Here is a 17,961-nt window from a genome sequence, read left to right as displayed (position 1 = left end):
GATATGAGTGAACAACCAAAAATATCAGAAGAACAAGAGATTAAGCAACAGTTCAACGAGCTGCTGGAATTGTGCCCCCGCTGCCAGAATGCTGAATCAAAACGGCTTATCCAGAAAGCGTTTGAACTGGCCAGCGAAGCCCACAGGGGAGTAAGGCGCAAGTCCGGGGAATTGTACATTCTCCATCCACTGGCCGTAGCTCGTATTGTTGCTGATGAAATTGGTCTGGGCGCCAAAGGGGTGGCTGCTGCGCTGCTGCACGATGTGGTTGAAGATACCGATTACACACTCGAAGATATTGAAGGAATTTTTGGTAAAAAAGTTGCCGACATTGTAGATGGCCTGACCAAACTGGAAGGGGTTTTTGACCAGACACAGTCAAAGCAGGCGGAGAACTTCCGCAAATTGCTTCTCACCATGGTCGAGGACATCAGGGTCATCCTGATCAAGCTTGCGGACAGGCTGCACAATATGCGCACACTGGATTCCATGCCAGAGCACAAACGCCTGAAAATAGCCGGTGAAACGCTCTACATGTATGCTCCCCTCGCCCATCGGTTGGGCCTTTACACCATAAAATCGGAACTGGAAGATCTGGCTTTCAAATATGAACATCCGAAGATATTCGAAGAGATTTCAGCAAAACTGGAAGATTACAAAGATAAAACCCAACACCTGATCACCCGATTCTCGCTCCCCATCATCGAGCGACTGTCGAGAGAAGGATATGATTTTGACCTGAAAGGACGCCCCAAATCAATCTATTCCATCTGGCGAAAAATGCAACGCAAACAAATTCCGTTCGAGGAGATTTATGATTTGCTGGCCATCAGGATTGTTTTTACCCCCAAAGAGGGTATCCCGGAAAAAGCCCAGTGCTGGACCATATATTCGTTGATTACAGATATCTACAAACCAAAACCAGACCGTCTGCGCGATTGGGTAAGCACTCCGAAAGCCAACGGATATGAGGCCCTTCATGCAACACTGATGGGGCCTGAAGGCAACTGGATAGAAATTCAGATTCGCACTGACCGAATGGATGAAATTGCCGAAAGAGGGTTTGCAGCACATTGGAAATACAAAGGAGCCAATGAAAAGGAATCTGAATTAGACAACTGGTTACAACGCATCCGTGAGGTGCTCGACAATCCGGACTCTGATTCGCTTGAATTCCTGGATGATTTTAAGCTGAACCTCTTTACCCAGGAGATTATGTTGTTCACCCCAAAAGGGGATGTAAAAGTGATGCCCAAAGGAGCCACAGCTCTCGACCTGGCCTTCGAGATCCACACCGAACTGGGATACAAGTGTATAGGTGCTAAAGTTAATTACAAGCTGGTTCCAATCAGTTATGAACTGAAAAGTGGTGACCAGGTGGAGATTCTCACTTCTGAGAAACAAAAACCCAAGTACGACTGGATAAATTTTGTGACTACCGCAAAAGCGAAAACCCGAATTAAAGACGCGTTTAAGAAAGAAAGAAAAGGCATTATCCACAGAGGAGAGCAGAAACTGGAAGAGGCACTGAATGAGAAAAAGCTAACCACCAATGCCAAAATCCTGAAAAAGCTTCAGACCTATTACAACCTCCCAAGTAAAGAAGAACTCTATTTTAAAATAGGAAAAGAGGTCATCAACCTCGAAAACCTGAATAAAATACTCAGCGATAAAACAGCCAATAAATGGATCCGTTACTGGCGCCTTTCGTTCGGAAAAAACAACGAAAGATCCGGAAAGAAAAACATTGGCAAAGAGAGTAAAAAAACGCAGATGGTGGTCTCGGACGATATGGAAACCGAGGAATACATCATTGCTCCTTGCTGTAATCCGATCCCGGGTGACGACGTGGTGGGATACCTCGATCAGGACGATAAACTGATTCTGCACAGCCGTAAGTGCCCGGTAGCCATCCGCCTGATGTCGAGCCAGGGAAATCGCATCGTATCCGCCGAATGGGAGTCACATAAAATTTTATCATTTCTGGCTGTCATCAACCTGTCAGGCATCGATCAGATTGGCATTGTCAGCAAAATAACCAAGGTCATTTCGGAAGATCAGACCGTCAATATGCGGTCTATACATGTGGAGAGTCACGACGGCATTTTTGAAGGCACCATCTATATCTACATCCACAACACAGAAGACCTCAACAATCTTATTTTCAACCTTATGAAAATAAAGGGTTTGCACAACGTCACCCGTCAGGAAAGAATTCACGGAAGTTAGGGTCATGAACCATAATTTTTCGAACTATAATTTTTTATCATTGCTGTCCGGTTAAAAATTGAGATTGCTTCACTACGTTCGCAATGACTGAACTATGAAGGATAATCCCCTACCACCCCGCCTCGTTAATTCAATTTGGTTTTATTCTAAATAAAATTTTTATCTTTGCAAAACAAAGGGTCAAATTGTTACATTTTAATTAACAGGAACATGCTATGAGCAGGCCATCCAACAAAGAAACGGTCAAACAAATATTCACAGAGTATCTGCAAAAAAACGGTCACCGGAAAACTCCGGAACGTTATGCCATCCTGGATGAAATATATTCTCGTGAAGGGCATTTCGACATTGAGTCGTTATACATCTTCATGAAAAACAAAAATTACCGGGTAAGCAGGGCCACATTGTACAATACAATTGACCTTTTACTGGATTGCAAGTTGGTAATTAAACACCAGTTTGGAAAAAACATTGCTCAGTTCGAAAAAGCATTTGAATCTAAGCAACACGACCACCTGATCTGTACCAACTGTGGAAAAGTAACGGAATTTTGTGATCCAAGCATTCAAATAGTCCTGGACAACGCATCCAATAATCTGGAATTCACTGTTGCACATCATTCTCTTTATGTTTACGGCACATGCAAGGAGTGTAAGGAGAAGCTGGAAAAGAATCAAAACAAAAATTCCTGACAATTTAAGGTTTTACGATTTTTAATGTTTACTTTTACGCATCGGAATGTCAACCTAACAGGTAGGCCTTCCGATTTTTATTGCACAAAAGTCTGGCAACCCGGACCATAATTCAAACTATCACAAACACTTGGAATAATGAAGGTTGATGTTCTATTAGGATTACAATGGGGCGACGAAGGGAAAGGAAAAGTCGTGGACGTTCTGACCCCGAAATATGATGTAATAACCCGATTTCAGGGTGGCCCAAATGCAGGGCACACGCTTGAGTTCGACAACAAGAAGTTTGTTCTTCACAACATCCCGTCGGGAATTTTCCAGGGTGACAAAATCAACGTCATTGGAAACGGCGTGGTGCTGGATCCAATCATTTTTAAGCAAGAAATTGACGAGCTTAAAGCCCAAGGCATCGACCTGACCAATTCGCTTTTCATTTCCAAAAAGGCGCACCTGATTCTGCCGACACACCGAATTCTGGATGCTGCCTCTGAAGCTTCAAAAGGAAAAACAAAAATTGGTTCAACCCTGAAAGGGATTGGCCCCACCTATATGGACAAAACCGGACGTAACGGCATTCGCGTAGGCGACATCCTGTCCGGCTTTGATGAGAAATATGCTGCTTTAAAAGAAAAGCATGAGCAACTGATTAAGATGTATGGTTTCGAATACAATCTTTCTGAATATGAAAAAGGTCTGCAGGAAGGCATTGAAGCCCTCAAAGAGTTTACGCTCATTGACAGTGAGCATGAACTGAACCGATACATCAAAGGCGGTCAGTCGATTTTGGCCGAAGGAGCGCAGGGAACCCTACTGGATATTGACTTTGGCTCATATCCTTTTGTTACCTCCTCCAACACTGTTTGTGCAGGTGCCTGTATCGGAATGGGAATATCTCCCCGGAATATCGGAGAAGTTTACGGCATCTTTAAAGCCTACTGCACACGAGTGGGATCAGGGCCCTTCCCTACCGAACTATTTGATGAGGATGGTGACAAGATGCGAAAAGAGGGCAACGAATTCGGCAGTACCACAGGGAGACCGCGTCGTTGCGGATGGCTTGACCTGGTAGCGCTTAAGTACAGCGTTATGATTAACGGGGTTACCAAATTGATTATGATGAAAAGCGACGTGCTGGGATGCTTTGAAACAATTAAAATTGCCACTGCCTACAAAATTGGGGATACTGTCACAGAAGAATTCCCATTTGAGCTTCCTGAAAGTCTGGAACCTGTGTATAAAGAACTCCCCGGGTGGAATTGTGACCTCACAGGTCTGAAGTCGGAAGAGGAATTTCCCCAGCAACTGAAAGACTACATCCAGTACCTGGAAGATGAACTGGAAGTTCCCATCACAATTGTTTCGGTAGGCCCCGACAGAGAACAGACAATTGTCAGAGAATAGGAATAAAATAATTTATAGGGAATAGCCAGTAGTGAATAGTTGGGGTTTTGACTTGAGGTCAACCTCTTCTAAACTACAAAAAAGCAGCCTTCTCAATGTATTGAGAGAGCTGCTTTTTTTGATTCATTGCCTTAGTAGTGCGGTCTATAAAGTCGGGAAAGCTTGTAAAAAGTCATGTGTCTGATCAGAAAGTGCCAATTGCAAGGCTTGCGAAGCAGCAAGTGGTACTTTATGGACAGACTCTGGTAACAAAAAGCATGAGGAAACTCAGCATCAGGATTCAACCTTTAAAGAATCAATTTTTGTATCTTTAAATGCAGTCTAAAAAACTATTCTGATGAACACACTACTTATAAAAAACATCAAACAGCTGGTTTCAGCAAACAATACTCCTCCCCAAAAAGTATCCGGTAAATCCATGCAGGATCTTCCGGTCATCGAAAATGGCTGGCTCCTGATTAAAAACGGGATTATCAGTGACTTCGGACCTATGAATGAGCTCCCGCAATCCCAGACAGGAGAAGTCCTTGATGCATCAGATCGCCTTGTTTTACCCGCATGGTGCGATTCACACACACATCTGGTTTTCCCGCAATCGCGCGAAATAGAATACACTGATAAAATTAAAGGTCTCAGTTACGAAGAAATAGCCAAACGGGGGGGCGGAATTCTTAATTCTGCAAAAAAAATGCAGAAAGCAGGTGAAGACCAACTTTTTGAAGATGCCATGCTTCGACTTCAGGAGATTGTACGTTGGGGAACCGGTGCCGTAGAGATTAAAAGCGGTTACGGACTTACCACAGAAACCGAATTGAAAATGCTCAGAGTCATCAAACGGCTGAAAAAGGAAAGTCCGGTAACCATCCGCTCCACATTTCTGGGGGCCCATGCCGTGCCTGCTGAATTCAAAGAAACGCCCGACAAATATGTAGATCTGGTCATCAATGAGATGTTACCGGCAGTAGCAGCTGAACAGTTAGCCGACTTTGTGGATGTATTCTGCGATCGTGGATTTTTCTCCGTCAATCAAACCGACAGAATACTGGAAGCAGCAGCCAAATATGGACTGCAGCCAAAAATTCATGCCAACGAACTCGATTTTTCGGGTGGCATCCAGACCGGCATCAAATACAAAGCCCTATCTGTTGACCACCTTGAATATACAGGAGAAGAAGAAATAAAAGCTCTGCTTAATTCAGACACCATGCCGGTTATTCTTCCGGGTGCAGCCTTCTTCCTCAATCTGAAATATGCCCCGGCAAGAGAAATCATTGATGCAGGACTGCCTCTCACCCTGGCGACAGATTTCAATCCGGGCTCTTCCCCTTCCGGAAATATGCAGTTAATCATATCCATGGCAAGCATTCTGTATAAAATGTTACCCCGCGAGGCCCTTAATGCAGTCACCATCAACGGTGCCTATGCCATGGGACTGCAAAATGAATTGGGAACCATCACCAAAGGAAAAAAAGCCAACCTCATCATTACCAAACCAATCCCCGGCATAGAATATATCCCTTATGCCTATGGTGAAAACAAAGTGGAAAAAACCATCCTTAACGGAAAGATTCAATAATCCGACAAGACAATAAAAAATTATTACCGAGAATTACAGCTTTGACTAAAAACCAAAAACCATGCAACAACTTCTAGAATGCGTCCCCAATTTTTCGGAAGGACGCGATATGGCCATCATCAAACAGATAACCGATGAAATACAGGCAGTAAAAGGGATTCAACTGGTGGATGTGGACCCCGGAAAAGCAACCAACCGGACAGTTGTTACCTTTGTCGGGGAGCCCAAACCGGTAACGGAAGCTGCTTTTCGGGCCATTAAAAAAGCTTCACAGCTTATCGATATGCGCCACCATAAAGGTGCCCACCCCCGTTTTGGAGCCACCGATGTTTGTCCCCTGGTTCCTGTGTCAGGTATCTCCATGGAGGAAACGGCTAAACTTGCAAACGAACTGGCCCGACGGGTTGGGGAAGAATTGGAAATCCCTGTCTATTGCTACGAAGCAGCTGCCAATGAGAAAAAAAGAAAAAACCTGGCCAACTGCCGTGAAGGCGAATACGAAGCTTTGGAAAAAAGACTCACAACCGCCGAATGGAAACCCGATTACGGTCCGGCCACGTGGAATCACAACACAGCAAAAACCGGAGCTACAGCCATTGGAGCCAGAAATTTCCTGATTGCCTACAATGTCAACCTCAACACCACATCGGTGAGGAGAGCCAACTCAGTAGCCTTTGACATTCGGGAAAGAGGGCGTGTTAAAAGAGAGGGTGATCCCATTACAGGGAAAATAGTGACTGATGAAAAAGGAAATAAAGTTTGGGAACCCGGACTGCTTAAATCAGTCAAAGGAATTGGCTGGTTTATTGAAGAATACGGAATCGCTCAAATCTCCATGAACCTCACAGATATTACGGTAACGCCTCTTCATAAAGCCTTTGATGCAACCTGTGAGCAAGCTGCTGCCAGGGGCTTGAGAGTAACCGGTTCGGAGCTTGTGGGCGTAGTACCATTGGAGGCCATGCTGGAGGCAGGAAGATACTTCCTGAAAAAACAGCGTCGTTCCACAGGTCTGCCGGAGGAGGAACTCATCAGAATTGCCGTTAAATCAATGGGGCTGGATGAATTATATCCGTTCGAACCTGACAAAAAAATCATAGAATACATACTGAAAGATAAAAGCAACAAAAAACTTACCGACCGGACACTAAAATCATTTGCCGACGAAACAGCATCAGAATCTCCGGCACCCGGAGGAGGCTCCATTGCTGCATACACCGGGGCTCTGGGAGCCGCACTGGGGACAATGGTGGCCAACCTCTCTGCACACAAACGGGGCTGGGACCACCGTTGGGAAGCGTTTTCCACCGCTGCAGAAAAGGGAATGAAAATCCAACAAAAACTACTATTGTTGGTAGATGAAGATACACAGGCATTCAACAAAATCATGGACGCCTTTTCTCTTCCCAAAAGCAATGAAGAAGAGAAGTCTGCCAGAACCGAAGCCATTCAGAAAGCCACTGAATACGCTACCCGGGTTCCACTAAAAGTTATGAAAACAGCCTTCGAAAGTTTCTCCCTGCTCAAAGACATGGCAGAAAACGGCAACCCTAACTCGGTTAGCGACGCAGGAGTGGGCGCATTGTGCGCCCGGGCAGCGGTACGCGGCGCCATGCTCAATGTACTTATCAATGCAGGAGGACTATCCGACAAAACACTGGCAGGAGAACTGATCAACAAAGGCAAAGCTATTGAAGAACAAGCCCTGCTGGAAGAAAAAATCATAATGAAGATTGTAAACGATAAAATAAAATGAAACGAGCATGGCAAGGGAACCACAATAGAATATTTATAAGGTTCTTACATGCGAGTTCCATCAGACCAATAACTTAGATAAATTATTTACGAATGAAAGTTCTCGTATTCTACACCAAACGATTTGCATACAAAACAGCGGAGCAGAACCTGACCGATGAAGAGCTGAAGGTCTTTTATCCCGACACCGCTGCTATCAAACACCAGGACGAACATAAAGATTGTATTACAGCTTTCATCCAGGTAGAAGCAGAGGATGAAGAACGCGACCTGAAGAGCAGAGAGAAAAAACTGGCCAACCACCTCAAGTGGGTGGCCAGAAAGAACAACACCAACGACATTCTGCTCCACTCATTTGCCCATTTGTCAGCATCCAAAGCGTCGCTACAGTTTACTTCCCGGCTGTTTGATGCCACCAAAAAACGACTGAACAACGGAGACTATACCGCAAGTCAGACGCCATTCGGTTTTTTTCTGGATCTGGACATGGAAGCACCCGGGTTTTCCATGGCACGGGTGTGGGGCGATCTTTAGAAGGGTTGAGGTGTGAGTACTGGATTTGGGGTTGAGTTTACAGATCCAAATTCAATTACCGGAAATACTCCTCAGGATTTTTGCTATTTTTGCAGCTCACCATTTAAACAAATAGCAGTTATGAAGCCAACATTATTGATTCTGGCAGCAGGAATGGGCAGTCGCTATGGCGGCCTGAAACAAATGGACGAACTTGGCCCCAATGGGGAATCCATCATCGACTACTCTGTCTTTGATGCCATACGTGCCGGTTTTGGGAAAGTGGTTTTTGTGATCCGTCCCTCTTTTGCAGATGCTTTTAAGGAACGTTTTGAAAGTCGCCTGAAAGGAAAAATTGAGACCGAATACGTTTTTCAGGAACTGGAAAATATTCCTGCAGAATTCTCCATTCCCGAGGGACGAGAAAAACCCTGGGGAACAGGTCATGCTATGCTGATGGCTAAAGAGGTAATCAATGAACCATTTGCCATCATCAACGCCGATGACTTCTATGGACATGAGGCATACAAAAGTGCAGTGGACTTCATCAACAATAATCCGAAAGAAAATGAGTATGCCATGATTGGTTATGCACTTAAAAATACTCTTTCGGAACATGGAACTGTTTCAAGAGGGGTTTGCGAAACTGACAGCAAAGGATATCTGCAGGAAGTTACAGAACGCACAAAAATAGGCTGGGAAGACGGTAAAGTATTCTTTTACGAAGGTGATAGTAAAACGGAATTGACCGGCAACGAGCCTGTTTCCATGAACTTTTGGATCTTCAAACCCACCTTCTTCAGTGAACTGGAGAAAGGGTTCAACAGGTTTCTGGCAGAAAAAGGTCAGGAGATGAAATCGGAATACTATTTCAACGTGAGAGCCGATGAATTAATCAAAGCCGGTGAAGCCTCCACCAAAGTAATTGACACCGATGCCAAATGGTTTGGCGTCACTTATCAGGAGGATAAACCTATTGTACAGGAAAGCCTCAACAAACTTATTGAGAAGGGTGAATACCCCGCAAAACTTTGGTAGATTCTTTCAACCAGATTATACAAAAGGGTTGTTTTTCTGAAATATGAAAAACAACCCTTTTTTATACGGAAACAAAACTCAACCTTTACTCCACCTTAACCGCTTAACATCCTCCAGCACCATAAAAAGACAGGGAACAATAATCAGGATAATGGAAGTGGCAAACAGAATTCCAAATCCCAGCGAAATGGCCATTGGAATGAGGTGATAGGCCTGCTTGGAGGTTTCCAGAATAATGGGTGTCAGTCCACCAAAAGTGGTAAAAGTGGTAAGAATGATGGGGCGAAAACGACGAACCCCTGCTTCGTGAATAGCATCAAAGGCACTGCCCCCTGACCGTTTACGATTGGCATAATCGACCATTATCAGAGAGTCGTTCACCACCACCCCCGAGAGTGCAATAATTCCCATAAGACTGACCAGCGACAGGTCATGCCCCAGAAGAATATGTCCGATGACAGCTCCCACAATTCCAAAAGGGATGGCAAACATGACGATCAGCGGTTGAACGTAATTGTTAAATGCTACCGCCAGCAAGGCATAGATTATCAGCATAGCCATAGAGAAACCACCCCACAACACCTGAGTAGATTCACGCATATCGGCCTGACTTCCTTCAAAGCTCCAGGTAATTCCGGGATAATCGGCACGCAAACGGGGAAGCACCTCCGCATTGAGTGATTTCATCACCTGCGAAACCGCGCTTTTGGGTTCCACATCCATTCCCACAGAAACAACCCGTCTTCCATCCCTTCGGTTGATGCTGGTAAATGCTTCTCCCTCTTCCAGACTGACTACATCCAGCAACGGAACTTCAACTCCTTCAGGGGTACGAATAAGAAAATCTTCCAAATGATGAATATCCGCCCTTTGATGATAAGGGAGCTTCACACGCATCTCCACCTCATTGGTTCCTCTCAACTGTCGCATGGCCAGAGATCCATAAAAAGCAGCACGAATCTGGCGACCAACTTCAGTAGGTGTCAATCCCAGTCGTCTTCCTTCCGGCAACAATTTAAAATCGAATTGCATTTTACCGGCATTGTAGTTATCATTCACATCACGCGTTACTTCAAAGGCTTCTGCCTCTTCAAGAAATGCCATACTGGCCTTTTCCAATACCTCAATGCTGGAATGACTCAGATCCACACTGATATCCTGCGCCCAGCCGCCCGGGCCCCGTTCTGCTTCAAAAGTGATCTGATCCACCCCTTCAATATCCCCGATTTCGTCACGCCACAAAGCAATCAATTCGGCAGCCGACATATCACGTTCGTCCGGATCTTTCATTACAATCTCCACATCGATAAAGCTCTGGCCACGCACATTGGTTTTAATTCCTTCGGCAACCTCAAAAAGGTTATGCTCATCAAACATCTGACGGGTAGAACGCGTAATGTCACGGGCCACTTTGGCAGCCTGTTTGGGCGTTGTTCCCACCGGAAGACTAACTCCTGCCTCAATTTCATCAGCAGCAACCTCGGGCATCATAATAATCCCCATGTGATCGCTGTAGGCATATCCTCCAACAACTACAAAAAGACCAATGGCTATACTGAGTGTAATATAACGGTGTTTCAGGGCCTTATCTAGAAAAGGCGTATAACGGTTTTCCACAAAATGCTCGAAACGATGTCCAAAAGTATCTCTGACCTTTTCGATGAATTGTCCCGCTTTCCACCGCGATTTTTCGGTTGGATGAGCCAAATGGGCCGGAAGAATAAGCAACGCTTCAAACAACGATATGGCAAGCACGGTAATCACCACTGCCGGAAGAGGCCACCAGAACTTACCGGTTTCTCCGGGCATAAAGAGCAGCGGAATAAAAGCGATAATATTGGTCAGAATACTAAAAACCACCGGCCGGGCAATCTCTTTACTTCCTTTAATGGCAGCCTCCAAAAATCCCATGCCCCGCTGCCGGTATTCATATACATTTTCGCCTACCACAATGGCATCATCCACCACAATCCCCAGGGCAACCAAAAAACCAAACATGGAAATCATGTTGATGCTGATACCGATCATGGGTAAGAAGGCAATTCCTCCAATAAACGAGATGGTCATACCCATCATCACCCAAAAAGAGAGCCGGTATTCCAGAAAAAGTGATAAAATCAGCAACACAATTACCACAGCCATCAGTCCATTTTCGGTCAATAACGACAGGCGTTCACGATAATCTTCAGCCCGGTTACTGTCGATCCGGTATTGCACTCCGGGAGGCAGTGTCTCCTCAAATCCGGCCAGCTCCTGCTCCACTACTCTGGCAATTTCCAGAGGTGACTGATCACCTATCCGGTAAATCTGCAAATCCACTGTGGGCTGCTCATTAAACTCACCGTGAAATCCGGTCTCCTCAAAACCATCTGTCACTTCAGCGATATCGCCCAGGGTCACGGCACCTCCATACTGAGAAGGGATAATCTCTATTTTTTCAAACTCTCGGGCCCACTGTTTCCGCTCCTTCATCCTCAGAAGTATTTCGCCACTCCCCGTTTCAAGAGCTCCGGCAGGAATATCTTCGCTGGAGCGTGCAATAATATTGGCCACCTCATCGAGCGTCAGTCCGTATTCCCGCAAGCGGTATCGGGGAATTTCCACATGTGTAAACATATCCGGAACATTGCCTATCTCCACCTGGGTGATCTCCTCATTGGTCAGCAACCTGTCACGCAACCGCTCAGCCAGGTTTCTCAGTGTCCAGATATCCACATCACCGTAAATGCCAATCTCCATCACATCCCGCTGCCGCGACTGCAAGCGAACTTCAGGTTCTTCAATATCATCAGGGAAAGTCCGAATCCGGTTCACAGCCTGTTCAATATCCTGAAAAGCCTTCATTCGCTCCGTTCCCGGTACCAGCTCAATAGAAACACGTCCGGAACCTTCATAAGCCGTTGAAGTAATCTCTTTAATTCCCTGCACGCCGCGAATGGCTTCCTCTACAGGCATCAATATCCCAAACTCTACTTCGGCAGGGGCTGCACCGGGATAAGCCACACTCACCTCCACAATATCCAACTGAAACTGGGGAAAAACCTCCTTCTGGATCGTTGACATCGTCCAGAGCCCGCCTCCAAGAAGTACAATCATCAGCAAATTGGCCGCCACTGAATTTCGCGCCATATAGGCAATCAGCCCCTTCCCTCCTTTATATTTTTCTGATGTATTATTTGGCATCTGTATCAAATCTGATTATTCTTAAAAATCACTATTCAGTCTCTATCCATAAAGTACCACTTGCGTCGTTATACTCGCCGCCAAAATGCTCATTCACGTAAGTAAACTGCACTTTTGGCGGCTTCGCAAGCCTTGCAATTGGCACTTTCTGACCAGGAACAGCTCTAAAAACAAAATTTGCTTAGTTCATGGACAAACACTAATCAGTCTCTTCCTCAACCCTTAGTGGAGCATCTTCCACTACTGTGGCCAGATTGGTGGTAACCACCTGATCTCCATCCTCCAGCCCACTTTTTATGTAAGCATTTCCGGCATCTGTCAACTTCACATCCACCTTCCTGATTTTCAATTTCCCGTCATGCATCACCCAAACCGTATTTTGATTTCGCAGATAATCGCGACTCAATCTGACAACATCTTCAATTTCACGACCTTCGATTTCGACTTCCACAAATGAACCAATCAGCAGTTCAGGTAAATATTCCCGGCTTTCTGTTATTCCCAGAGGGTCAGGCACTGAAATCAGCACTTTCACCAGACGGGTGGATTCTTCCAGTTCGCCCACCATCTTTTGCAACACTCCGGTTCGGTAACCCTCAGGCCCCCATGCGCTGCTATTAAAAATTTTCACTTCAGCCCCATTCTCCACACTGCCATCTCCAGAAAAAACGAGCCACCTAAGCATGGACTGGGGCACTGCAGCGACAACCCAATAATTTTCTGTTCCCACCAAACGCCCCAGGTCCTGCCCCGGAGAAACCAATGACCCTACATCCACATTTCGCTCCAGTATCAACGCATCAAAAGGAGCAACAACAGATGTACGCTGCAAATCAAGCGCCGCCTGATCAAGTGCCGATTCAGCAGCCATAACAGCAGCCTCTGCAGTTTTGAGCTGGGGTTCTCTGAGAACAAGTGCCTTTCGCTCATCAGACAACGTCAACTGAGATTGTTCAAAATCTCTTCGGGCCACATCCTGCCTTCCTTTTTCAATTGTCAGGTTGGCCCGGGCCTCTTCCAGATCCCCCTTTCGCAAGGCATAAGTATTCTGGTAATCCGCGTCATCAACCTTCAAGAGCAGAGTACCTGCCCTTACTGACTGCCCCGGATCAAAAACTCCCGCTCTTCGCACAATTTCACCACTTACCCTCGGACTTAGAGATATTTCCCGAACCGGCTCCACAGTTCCGGTGGTCATAATTACAGGCCGGTAATTCCCCCGCTCCACAGTTATTACATCCACAAGCATGGCTGTCTCGCGTGTAGCGCTCTCTCTTTGAGCTGTAGGTTCGGTAAGAAATACCACAACGACCAAAGCAGCGGCTGCTAAAAGAATCAAACCTGCTATTATAAATGTCTTCTTCTTACTCATCTTTAATCCCGTTTAATCAGATTTTAGGTTCTTTTTTTGTTGTATTGCTCAGGGTCACTCTTCAACAGAAAAATCTGTGTCAAAACCCCCTGCCAGTGCCTGATAGAGGTCAATTCTATACTTCAGCAGAGTGAGGGTTTCGGATAAATACTGTCTTCTCAGATTTTGTTGGGTATCCATCGCATCCAGTACATCCAGATAATTTCCGACCCCGTTGAAATAGGAAGACCGCACCTGCTCTGTGGCACTTTGGGCAAGTTCATACTGCTTTTCAATACTTTGAAGTCGTCTTTGCTGCTGCTTCTCCTCTACCAAAGCATCTTCCACATCCTGAAACGCAGAAAGTACAGTTTGCCCGTATTCATAAATCCGCTGATTCCTCACCGCTTCTGCCTGATCTTTTTCTGCCTGCAGCCTATTACCGTAAAAAACAGGAGCCAAAACACTTCCTGCCAGAGAACGTACCCAGTCATCAAATAAATCTTCTGCATTGGGAGATTCGGTAGAAAGAGAAGCAGAAATAGAAATCCTGGGGAAAAGATTGCTTATAGACGAAGCAAGGTCCTGATCAGATGCCTTCAACAAGGCCATAGAACGCTGAATGTCGGGGCGACGCCGAATTAATTCTGCAGGCATTCCGGTTTTAGGAAGTGGTGGCAGATCAGGAAAGACCAGGTGATCTAAATCCATAACATCCTGCTTTTGAGGTTGTTTACCAAGCAAAACAGAGAGTCGGTTGTGAATAATCTGTAGTCTGGTTTCGGCAACAATCTCCTGCTCTCTGGTGGACTCCATCAGCTGCTGCTGTCTCAAAACATCAGCCAGATTGCCCAGACCATTCTGAAAACGGGTCTGGAGCAGCTCCAGCATTTTCTCGTTGGTCTGTCTCTGATCCCTGGCAAGTGCAACCTGCTGCCGGGCTTCCAAAAGATCAAACCATCCCTTTACCACCTGGGCACTAAGCAACAACGCGGTGGCCTGAAAATCATAAAAAGAAGCTTGTTGCCGGTAGCTTTGAGCCCTGGCCTCCGAACGAACTTTCCCCCACAAATCCAATTCATAACCGGCTGAAAGTCCCAGTTCATAAACTTCGGACTGACCGCTGACATCAGTATCGATAACTTGTCCCCTCCCTGAACCATCGACCTGTGGGAAGAAAGAGGACCGAGCCTGCCTCGCTATTGCTTCCGCCTCACGCAAGCGATACCATGCAGTTTGCACATCATAATTGGCATTGAGTGCACTATCCACCAAATCATTGAGCTGTTGGTCTTTAAAAGCCTCCCACCAATTGTCGGAAATTTCTATTTCTCCCGACTGAGAAAATTCCACCAGAGCATCATCAGGAAGAAGAACTTCGGATGTTTTGGGTGAACACCCCGTGAAAAGCAGGAGGAAAACAATAAGAATTGTAAAGTATCTGGTATGCTCCATGGCTATCGAATAATTATTGCAATCCGCGACATCATGGCATAATTCGTATTGCAGGCAGTCAACAGATGCAACTATTTAGAGTCTGAAAGAAGCAATATTTTTTCTGGTCATGTGTTTGTCAAGAAAGTGCCAGTTACAAGGCTTGCGACCGCGTGTCGCCTAAAGCTTTTGCGGTGGCGCAAGCCAGAAAACACGCAGTTTACTTAAGTAAATGAGGGATTTTCGGGCAAGCATAACGCAGTAAATGGTACTTTATGGACAAACACTATTTAAATATTAGAACATGATCAACAAAAGAAAGTTTAAAAACTGGAATGAAACCTCTTCCAGGTCAGGCAAATTATTTCTTGAATATTCCGGTAAAACTTTTCTCTTAAAAAAAAAGATGAGTTAACCAGAGAACGGGGAATAAAATCCACTCCCGTTCGAAAGTTGTTCGATTAATCAACTCAAAACACACAAACTCCACCAGACTATGTATCAACTACTAACCACCGGCATCCTTTCATAAAAATTCGTTTTCCTTAACAAGAATTGGCGTCAATTCGACCATAATTCCATCAAACAGAGATAACCTTGCCCCCCGGATTTGCGTAAATACCTCATGATTCTGTGTCCTGATATTTCATCCGTATAAAATTAATTTTTCAAGGTCGGATGAAACTCGCATGTGAGGAATTTATACATTGTCTTTTGTTGCAACCCTTACCATGCTCGTTTCATTTTTCTTCCTGACAAAGAAGACATATTCCTTCCACCTGCCCACAATTCAGCATATCAAAACGAAAGAAGTAAGCCATGAATGAATTATTAAAAGAAGCCCTGACAAGCATTGTAGTCATCCCCATAGCTGTGGTACTGTTAAGATACATTTTTGGCCGTTCCATCATGTTTAAAATCAGCCTCCCGATAGTGATACTAATGATATTCATTGCCTTTATATCTTCAATAGAAAGCATGATGAGCAACACCATGGCCGCTTTTGTTACGCCCCTCAATATACTTTTGGGAACCGTTGTATTCTGGAACATCAACCGGACATTGCGCAAACCCCTGGAGAAAGCCATCAATCAACTCAGCAAAATATCAGAAGGAGATCTGGACACTGAAGTGGAACAAACCAATTCTAAAGACGAACTGGGGCAAATCAACAATGCCATCTTTCAACTTTCATCAAACCTGAAAAGAATAATCTCCCGAATAGACACCAACGCCACCTCACTGCTATCGGCCAGTCAGCAACTCAGCAGCTCTTCAGAGCAATTATCGCAGGGAGCTACGGAGCAGGCCAGTTCTGTGGAGGAAGTATCTTCTACCATGGAAGAGATATCGGCCAACATCGACCAGAACTCGTTCAATTCGCAAAAAACAGAGCAGATAACATCCAAAACTGCCAGAATGATTAGAGAGGTGGGAGAAAAATCGAAAGAAACCGTACAAGCCAGCGCGGAAATAGCCGATAAAATCAATATCATTAACGACATTGCATTTCAAACAAACATCCTGGCCCTCAACGCAGCAGTTGAAGCCTCCAGCGCCGGAGAGCATGGAAAAGGTTTTGCTGTAGTGGTAGCAGAAGTAAGAAAGCTGGCAGAAAAGAGTAAGCTGGCAGCCACGGAAATTGCACAGTTAAGTAACAACAACCTGGGATTGGCCAATGAAGCAGGATCATTACTGGAAGAGGTAATACCCAAAATTGAACAATCCACCCTGATGGTACAGGAAATTAACGCTGCCGGCTCGGAGCAAAGCTCCGGTGTAGGTCAGGTAAACAGCGCAATGCAACAATTCAATGACATCTCACAACAAAATGCAGCCTCCAGTGAAGAACTGGCTTCCAGTGCCGATGAACTGTCAGAACAGGCCAAACAACTGAAGGAACTTATCTCCTTTTTTAAATCTCAAAGCCTGTCAAAAGAAATAGAATAGGAGCCGATGGGCGGATTTGAACCGCCGACCTGCTGTTTACGAAACAGCTGCTCTGACCAACTGAGCTACACCGGCAAGAATAGAATTTGAGGCAAAGACTGAGGTTGAGACTGAGATTAAAGTTGAGAAACAATAATTTTTTCTTATCCTCAGACTCAGCCTTAACCTTTTCAAAAATAGGTCTATTTCACCTCTTTTGCTGCATTGTTTTTCAAATAATATTTACACCACATTTTCAGACCGCATTTCTCACATTTTGGTTTTCGGGCCAGACAGACATACCGGCCATGTAGTATCAGCCAGTGATGTGCAATGGGCAGAAGTTCCTCAGGCAGGTATTTCACCAGTTGCATCTCTGCATCCAATGGATTTTTAGCCTTTACCGTCAAACCAATTCTTTCGGAAACCCTGAAAACATGCGTATCAACAGCCATTGCCGGTTTTTGATACACCACGGAAGCAATTACATTGGCTGTTTTGCGTCCTACTCCCGGAAGCTTCTGAAGTTCTTTAATATCATCAGGAACCACTCCCCCAAAATCATCCCGCAGCATACGCGCCATCCCCACCAGGTGTTTACTCTTGTTGTTTGGATAACTGCAACTCCTGATTACTTCAAAAACCTCTTCCGGTGTTGCCTCAGCCAACTCATTCTCGGTAGGCCATTGCTCAAACACCGACGAGGTAATCATATTTACCCTTTTGTCGGTACATTGAGCCGACAAGATAACAGCAACCAATAACTCAAATGGATTGGTATAATGAAGTTCTGTTTCGGCCACAGGCATATTCTCCTGAAACCAGGTGATAACATTTTTATAACGTTCTTCTCTTTTCAT

12 protein-coding genes and 1 tRNA gene are annotated in these 17,961 nt (G+C 45.2%); 8 read left to right on the top strand and 5 right to left on the bottom strand.

Going from position 1 to position 17,961, the window contains the following annotated elements:
- Positions 1–3: 3 nt before the first annotated feature.
- From BY457_RS06925 to BY457_RS06895, 7 genes are all read left to right on the top strand, one after another.
- Entirely contained in the window at positions 4–2,229 is a 2,226-nt protein-coding gene (locus BY457_RS06925; RefSeq protein ID WP_106152605.1) for a RelA/SpoT family protein, read from the top strand.
- 215 nt (positions 2,230–2,444) lie between these two features.
- Complete coding sequence (locus BY457_RS06920; protein WP_106152604.1) at positions 2,445–2,921, top strand: Fur family transcriptional regulator; 477 nt, start codon at positions 2,445–2,447, stop codon at positions 2,919–2,921.
- 138 nt (positions 2,922–3,059) lie between these two features.
- The gene (locus BY457_RS06915; protein ID WP_106152603.1) at positions 3,060–4,322 is read left to right on the top strand and encodes an adenylosuccinate synthase; all 1,263 of its coding nucleotides are present in this window, start codon (positions 3,060–3,062) and stop codon (positions 4,320–4,322) included.
- Positions 4,323–4,659: 337 nt separating this feature from the next.
- Positions 4,660–5,898, top strand: coding sequence for an imidazolonepropionase (hutI, locus tag BY457_RS06910; protein WP_106152602.1), 1,239 nt, complete (start codon positions 4,660–4,662; stop codon positions 5,896–5,898).
- 61 nt (positions 5,899–5,959) lie between these two features.
- Positions 5,960–7,654: a glutamate formimidoyltransferase gene (gene ftcD / locus BY457_RS06905; RefSeq protein WP_106152601.1), complete on the top strand. Its 1,695-nt coding sequence runs from the start codon at positions 5,960–5,962 to the stop codon at positions 7,652–7,654.
- 92 nt (positions 7,655–7,746) lie between these two features.
- Positions 7,747–8,187, top strand: coding sequence for a threonyl-tRNA synthetase editing domain-containing protein (locus tag BY457_RS06900; protein WP_106152600.1), 441 nt, complete (start codon positions 7,747–7,749; stop codon positions 8,185–8,187).
- Between the two features lie 120 nt (positions 8,188–8,307).
- Complete coding sequence (locus BY457_RS06895; RefSeq protein WP_106152599.1) at positions 8,308–9,204, top strand: nucleotidyltransferase family protein; 897 nt, start codon at positions 8,308–8,310, stop codon at positions 9,202–9,204.
- A 78-nt stretch (positions 9,205–9,282) separates the two neighbouring features.
- Here the strand turns inward: BY457_RS06895 and BY457_RS06890 are convergent, their stop codons facing one another.
- The 3 genes from BY457_RS06890 to BY457_RS06880 all read right to left on the bottom strand — a co-directional run bounded on the left by BY457_RS06890 (position 9,283) and on the right by BY457_RS06880 (position 15,193).
- Positions 9,283–12,387 carry an efflux RND transporter permease subunit gene (locus BY457_RS06890; protein WP_106152598.1) on the bottom strand — a complete coding sequence of 1,035 codons (3,105 nt, stop codon included), beginning with the start codon at positions 12,385–12,387 and terminating at the stop codon, positions 9,283–9,285.
- Between the two features lie 199 nt (positions 12,388–12,586).
- Complete coding sequence (locus tag BY457_RS06885; protein ID WP_106152597.1) at positions 12,587–13,759, bottom strand: efflux RND transporter periplasmic adaptor subunit; 1,173 nt, start codon at positions 13,757–13,759, stop codon at positions 12,587–12,589.
- 54 nt (positions 13,760–13,813) lie between these two features.
- A complete protein-coding gene (locus BY457_RS06880) occupies positions 13,814–15,193 on the bottom strand; it encodes a TolC family protein (protein ID WP_106152596.1) in 1,380 nt (459 codons plus the stop codon).
- Between the two features lie 798 nt (positions 15,194–15,991).
- Between BY457_RS06880 and BY457_RS06875 the strand changes: the two genes are divergently transcribed.
- Positions 15,992–17,122: a methyl-accepting chemotaxis protein gene (locus tag BY457_RS06875; protein ID WP_106152595.1), complete on the top strand. Its 1,131-nt coding sequence runs from the start codon at positions 15,992–15,994 to the stop codon at positions 17,120–17,122.
- 1 nt (position 17,123) lies between these two features.
- Here the strand turns inward: BY457_RS06875 and BY457_RS06870 are convergent.
- Positions 17,124–17,197: transfer RNA gene (locus tag BY457_RS06870), tRNA-Thr, on the bottom strand.
- 107 nt (positions 17,198–17,304) lie between these two features.
- Positions 17,305–17,961, bottom strand: coding sequence for an endonuclease III (gene nth, locus BY457_RS06865; protein ID WP_106152594.1), 657 nt, complete (start codon positions 17,959–17,961; stop codon positions 17,305–17,307).

Source organism: Marinilabilia salmonicolor (assembly GCF_003003035.1).
Lineage (GTDB): Bacteria > Bacteroidota > Bacteroidia > Bacteroidales > Marinilabiliaceae > Marinilabilia > Marinilabilia salmonicolor_A.
Note: the sequence above shows the minus strand (reverse complement) of the source record. Positions and strands in the feature narration are given on the sequence as shown.

Coding starts and splice junctions, on each gene's coding strand:
- BY457_RS06925 (WP_106152605.1), top strand. CDS start 4: ATGAGTGAACAACCAAAAATATCAGAAGAACAAGAGATTAAGCAACAG.
- BY457_RS06920 (WP_106152604.1), top strand. CDS start 2,445: ATGAGCAGGCCATCCAACAAAGAAACGGTCAAACAAATATTCACAGAG.
- BY457_RS06915 (WP_106152603.1), top strand. CDS start 3,060: ATGAAGGTTGATGTTCTATTAGGATTACAATGGGGCGACGAAGGGAAA.
- hutI (WP_106152602.1), top strand. CDS start 4,660: ATGAACACACTACTTATAAAAAACATCAAACAGCTGGTTTCAGCAAAC.
- ftcD (WP_106152601.1), top strand. CDS start 5,960: ATGCAACAACTTCTAGAATGCGTCCCCAATTTTTCGGAAGGACGCGAT.
- BY457_RS06900 (WP_106152600.1), top strand. CDS start 7,747: ATGAAAGTTCTCGTATTCTACACCAAACGATTTGCATACAAAACAGCG.
- BY457_RS06895 (WP_106152599.1), top strand. CDS start 8,308: ATGAAGCCAACATTATTGATTCTGGCAGCAGGAATGGGCAGTCGCTAT.
- BY457_RS06890 (WP_106152598.1), bottom strand. CDS start 12,387: ATGCCAAATAATACATCAGAAAAATATAAAGGAGGGAAGGGGCTGATT.
- BY457_RS06885 (WP_106152597.1), bottom strand. CDS start 13,759: ATGAGTAAGAAGAAGACATTTATAATAGCAGGTTTGATTCTTTTAGCA.
- BY457_RS06880 (WP_106152596.1), bottom strand. CDS start 15,193: ATGGAGCATACCAGATACTTTACAATTCTTATTGTTTTCCTCCTGCTT.
- BY457_RS06875 (WP_106152595.1), top strand. CDS start 15,992: ATGAATGAATTATTAAAAGAAGCCCTGACAAGCATTGTAGTCATCCCC.
- nth (WP_106152594.1), bottom strand. CDS start 17,961: ATGAAAAGAGAAGAACGTTATAAAAATGTTATCACCTGGTTTCAGGAG.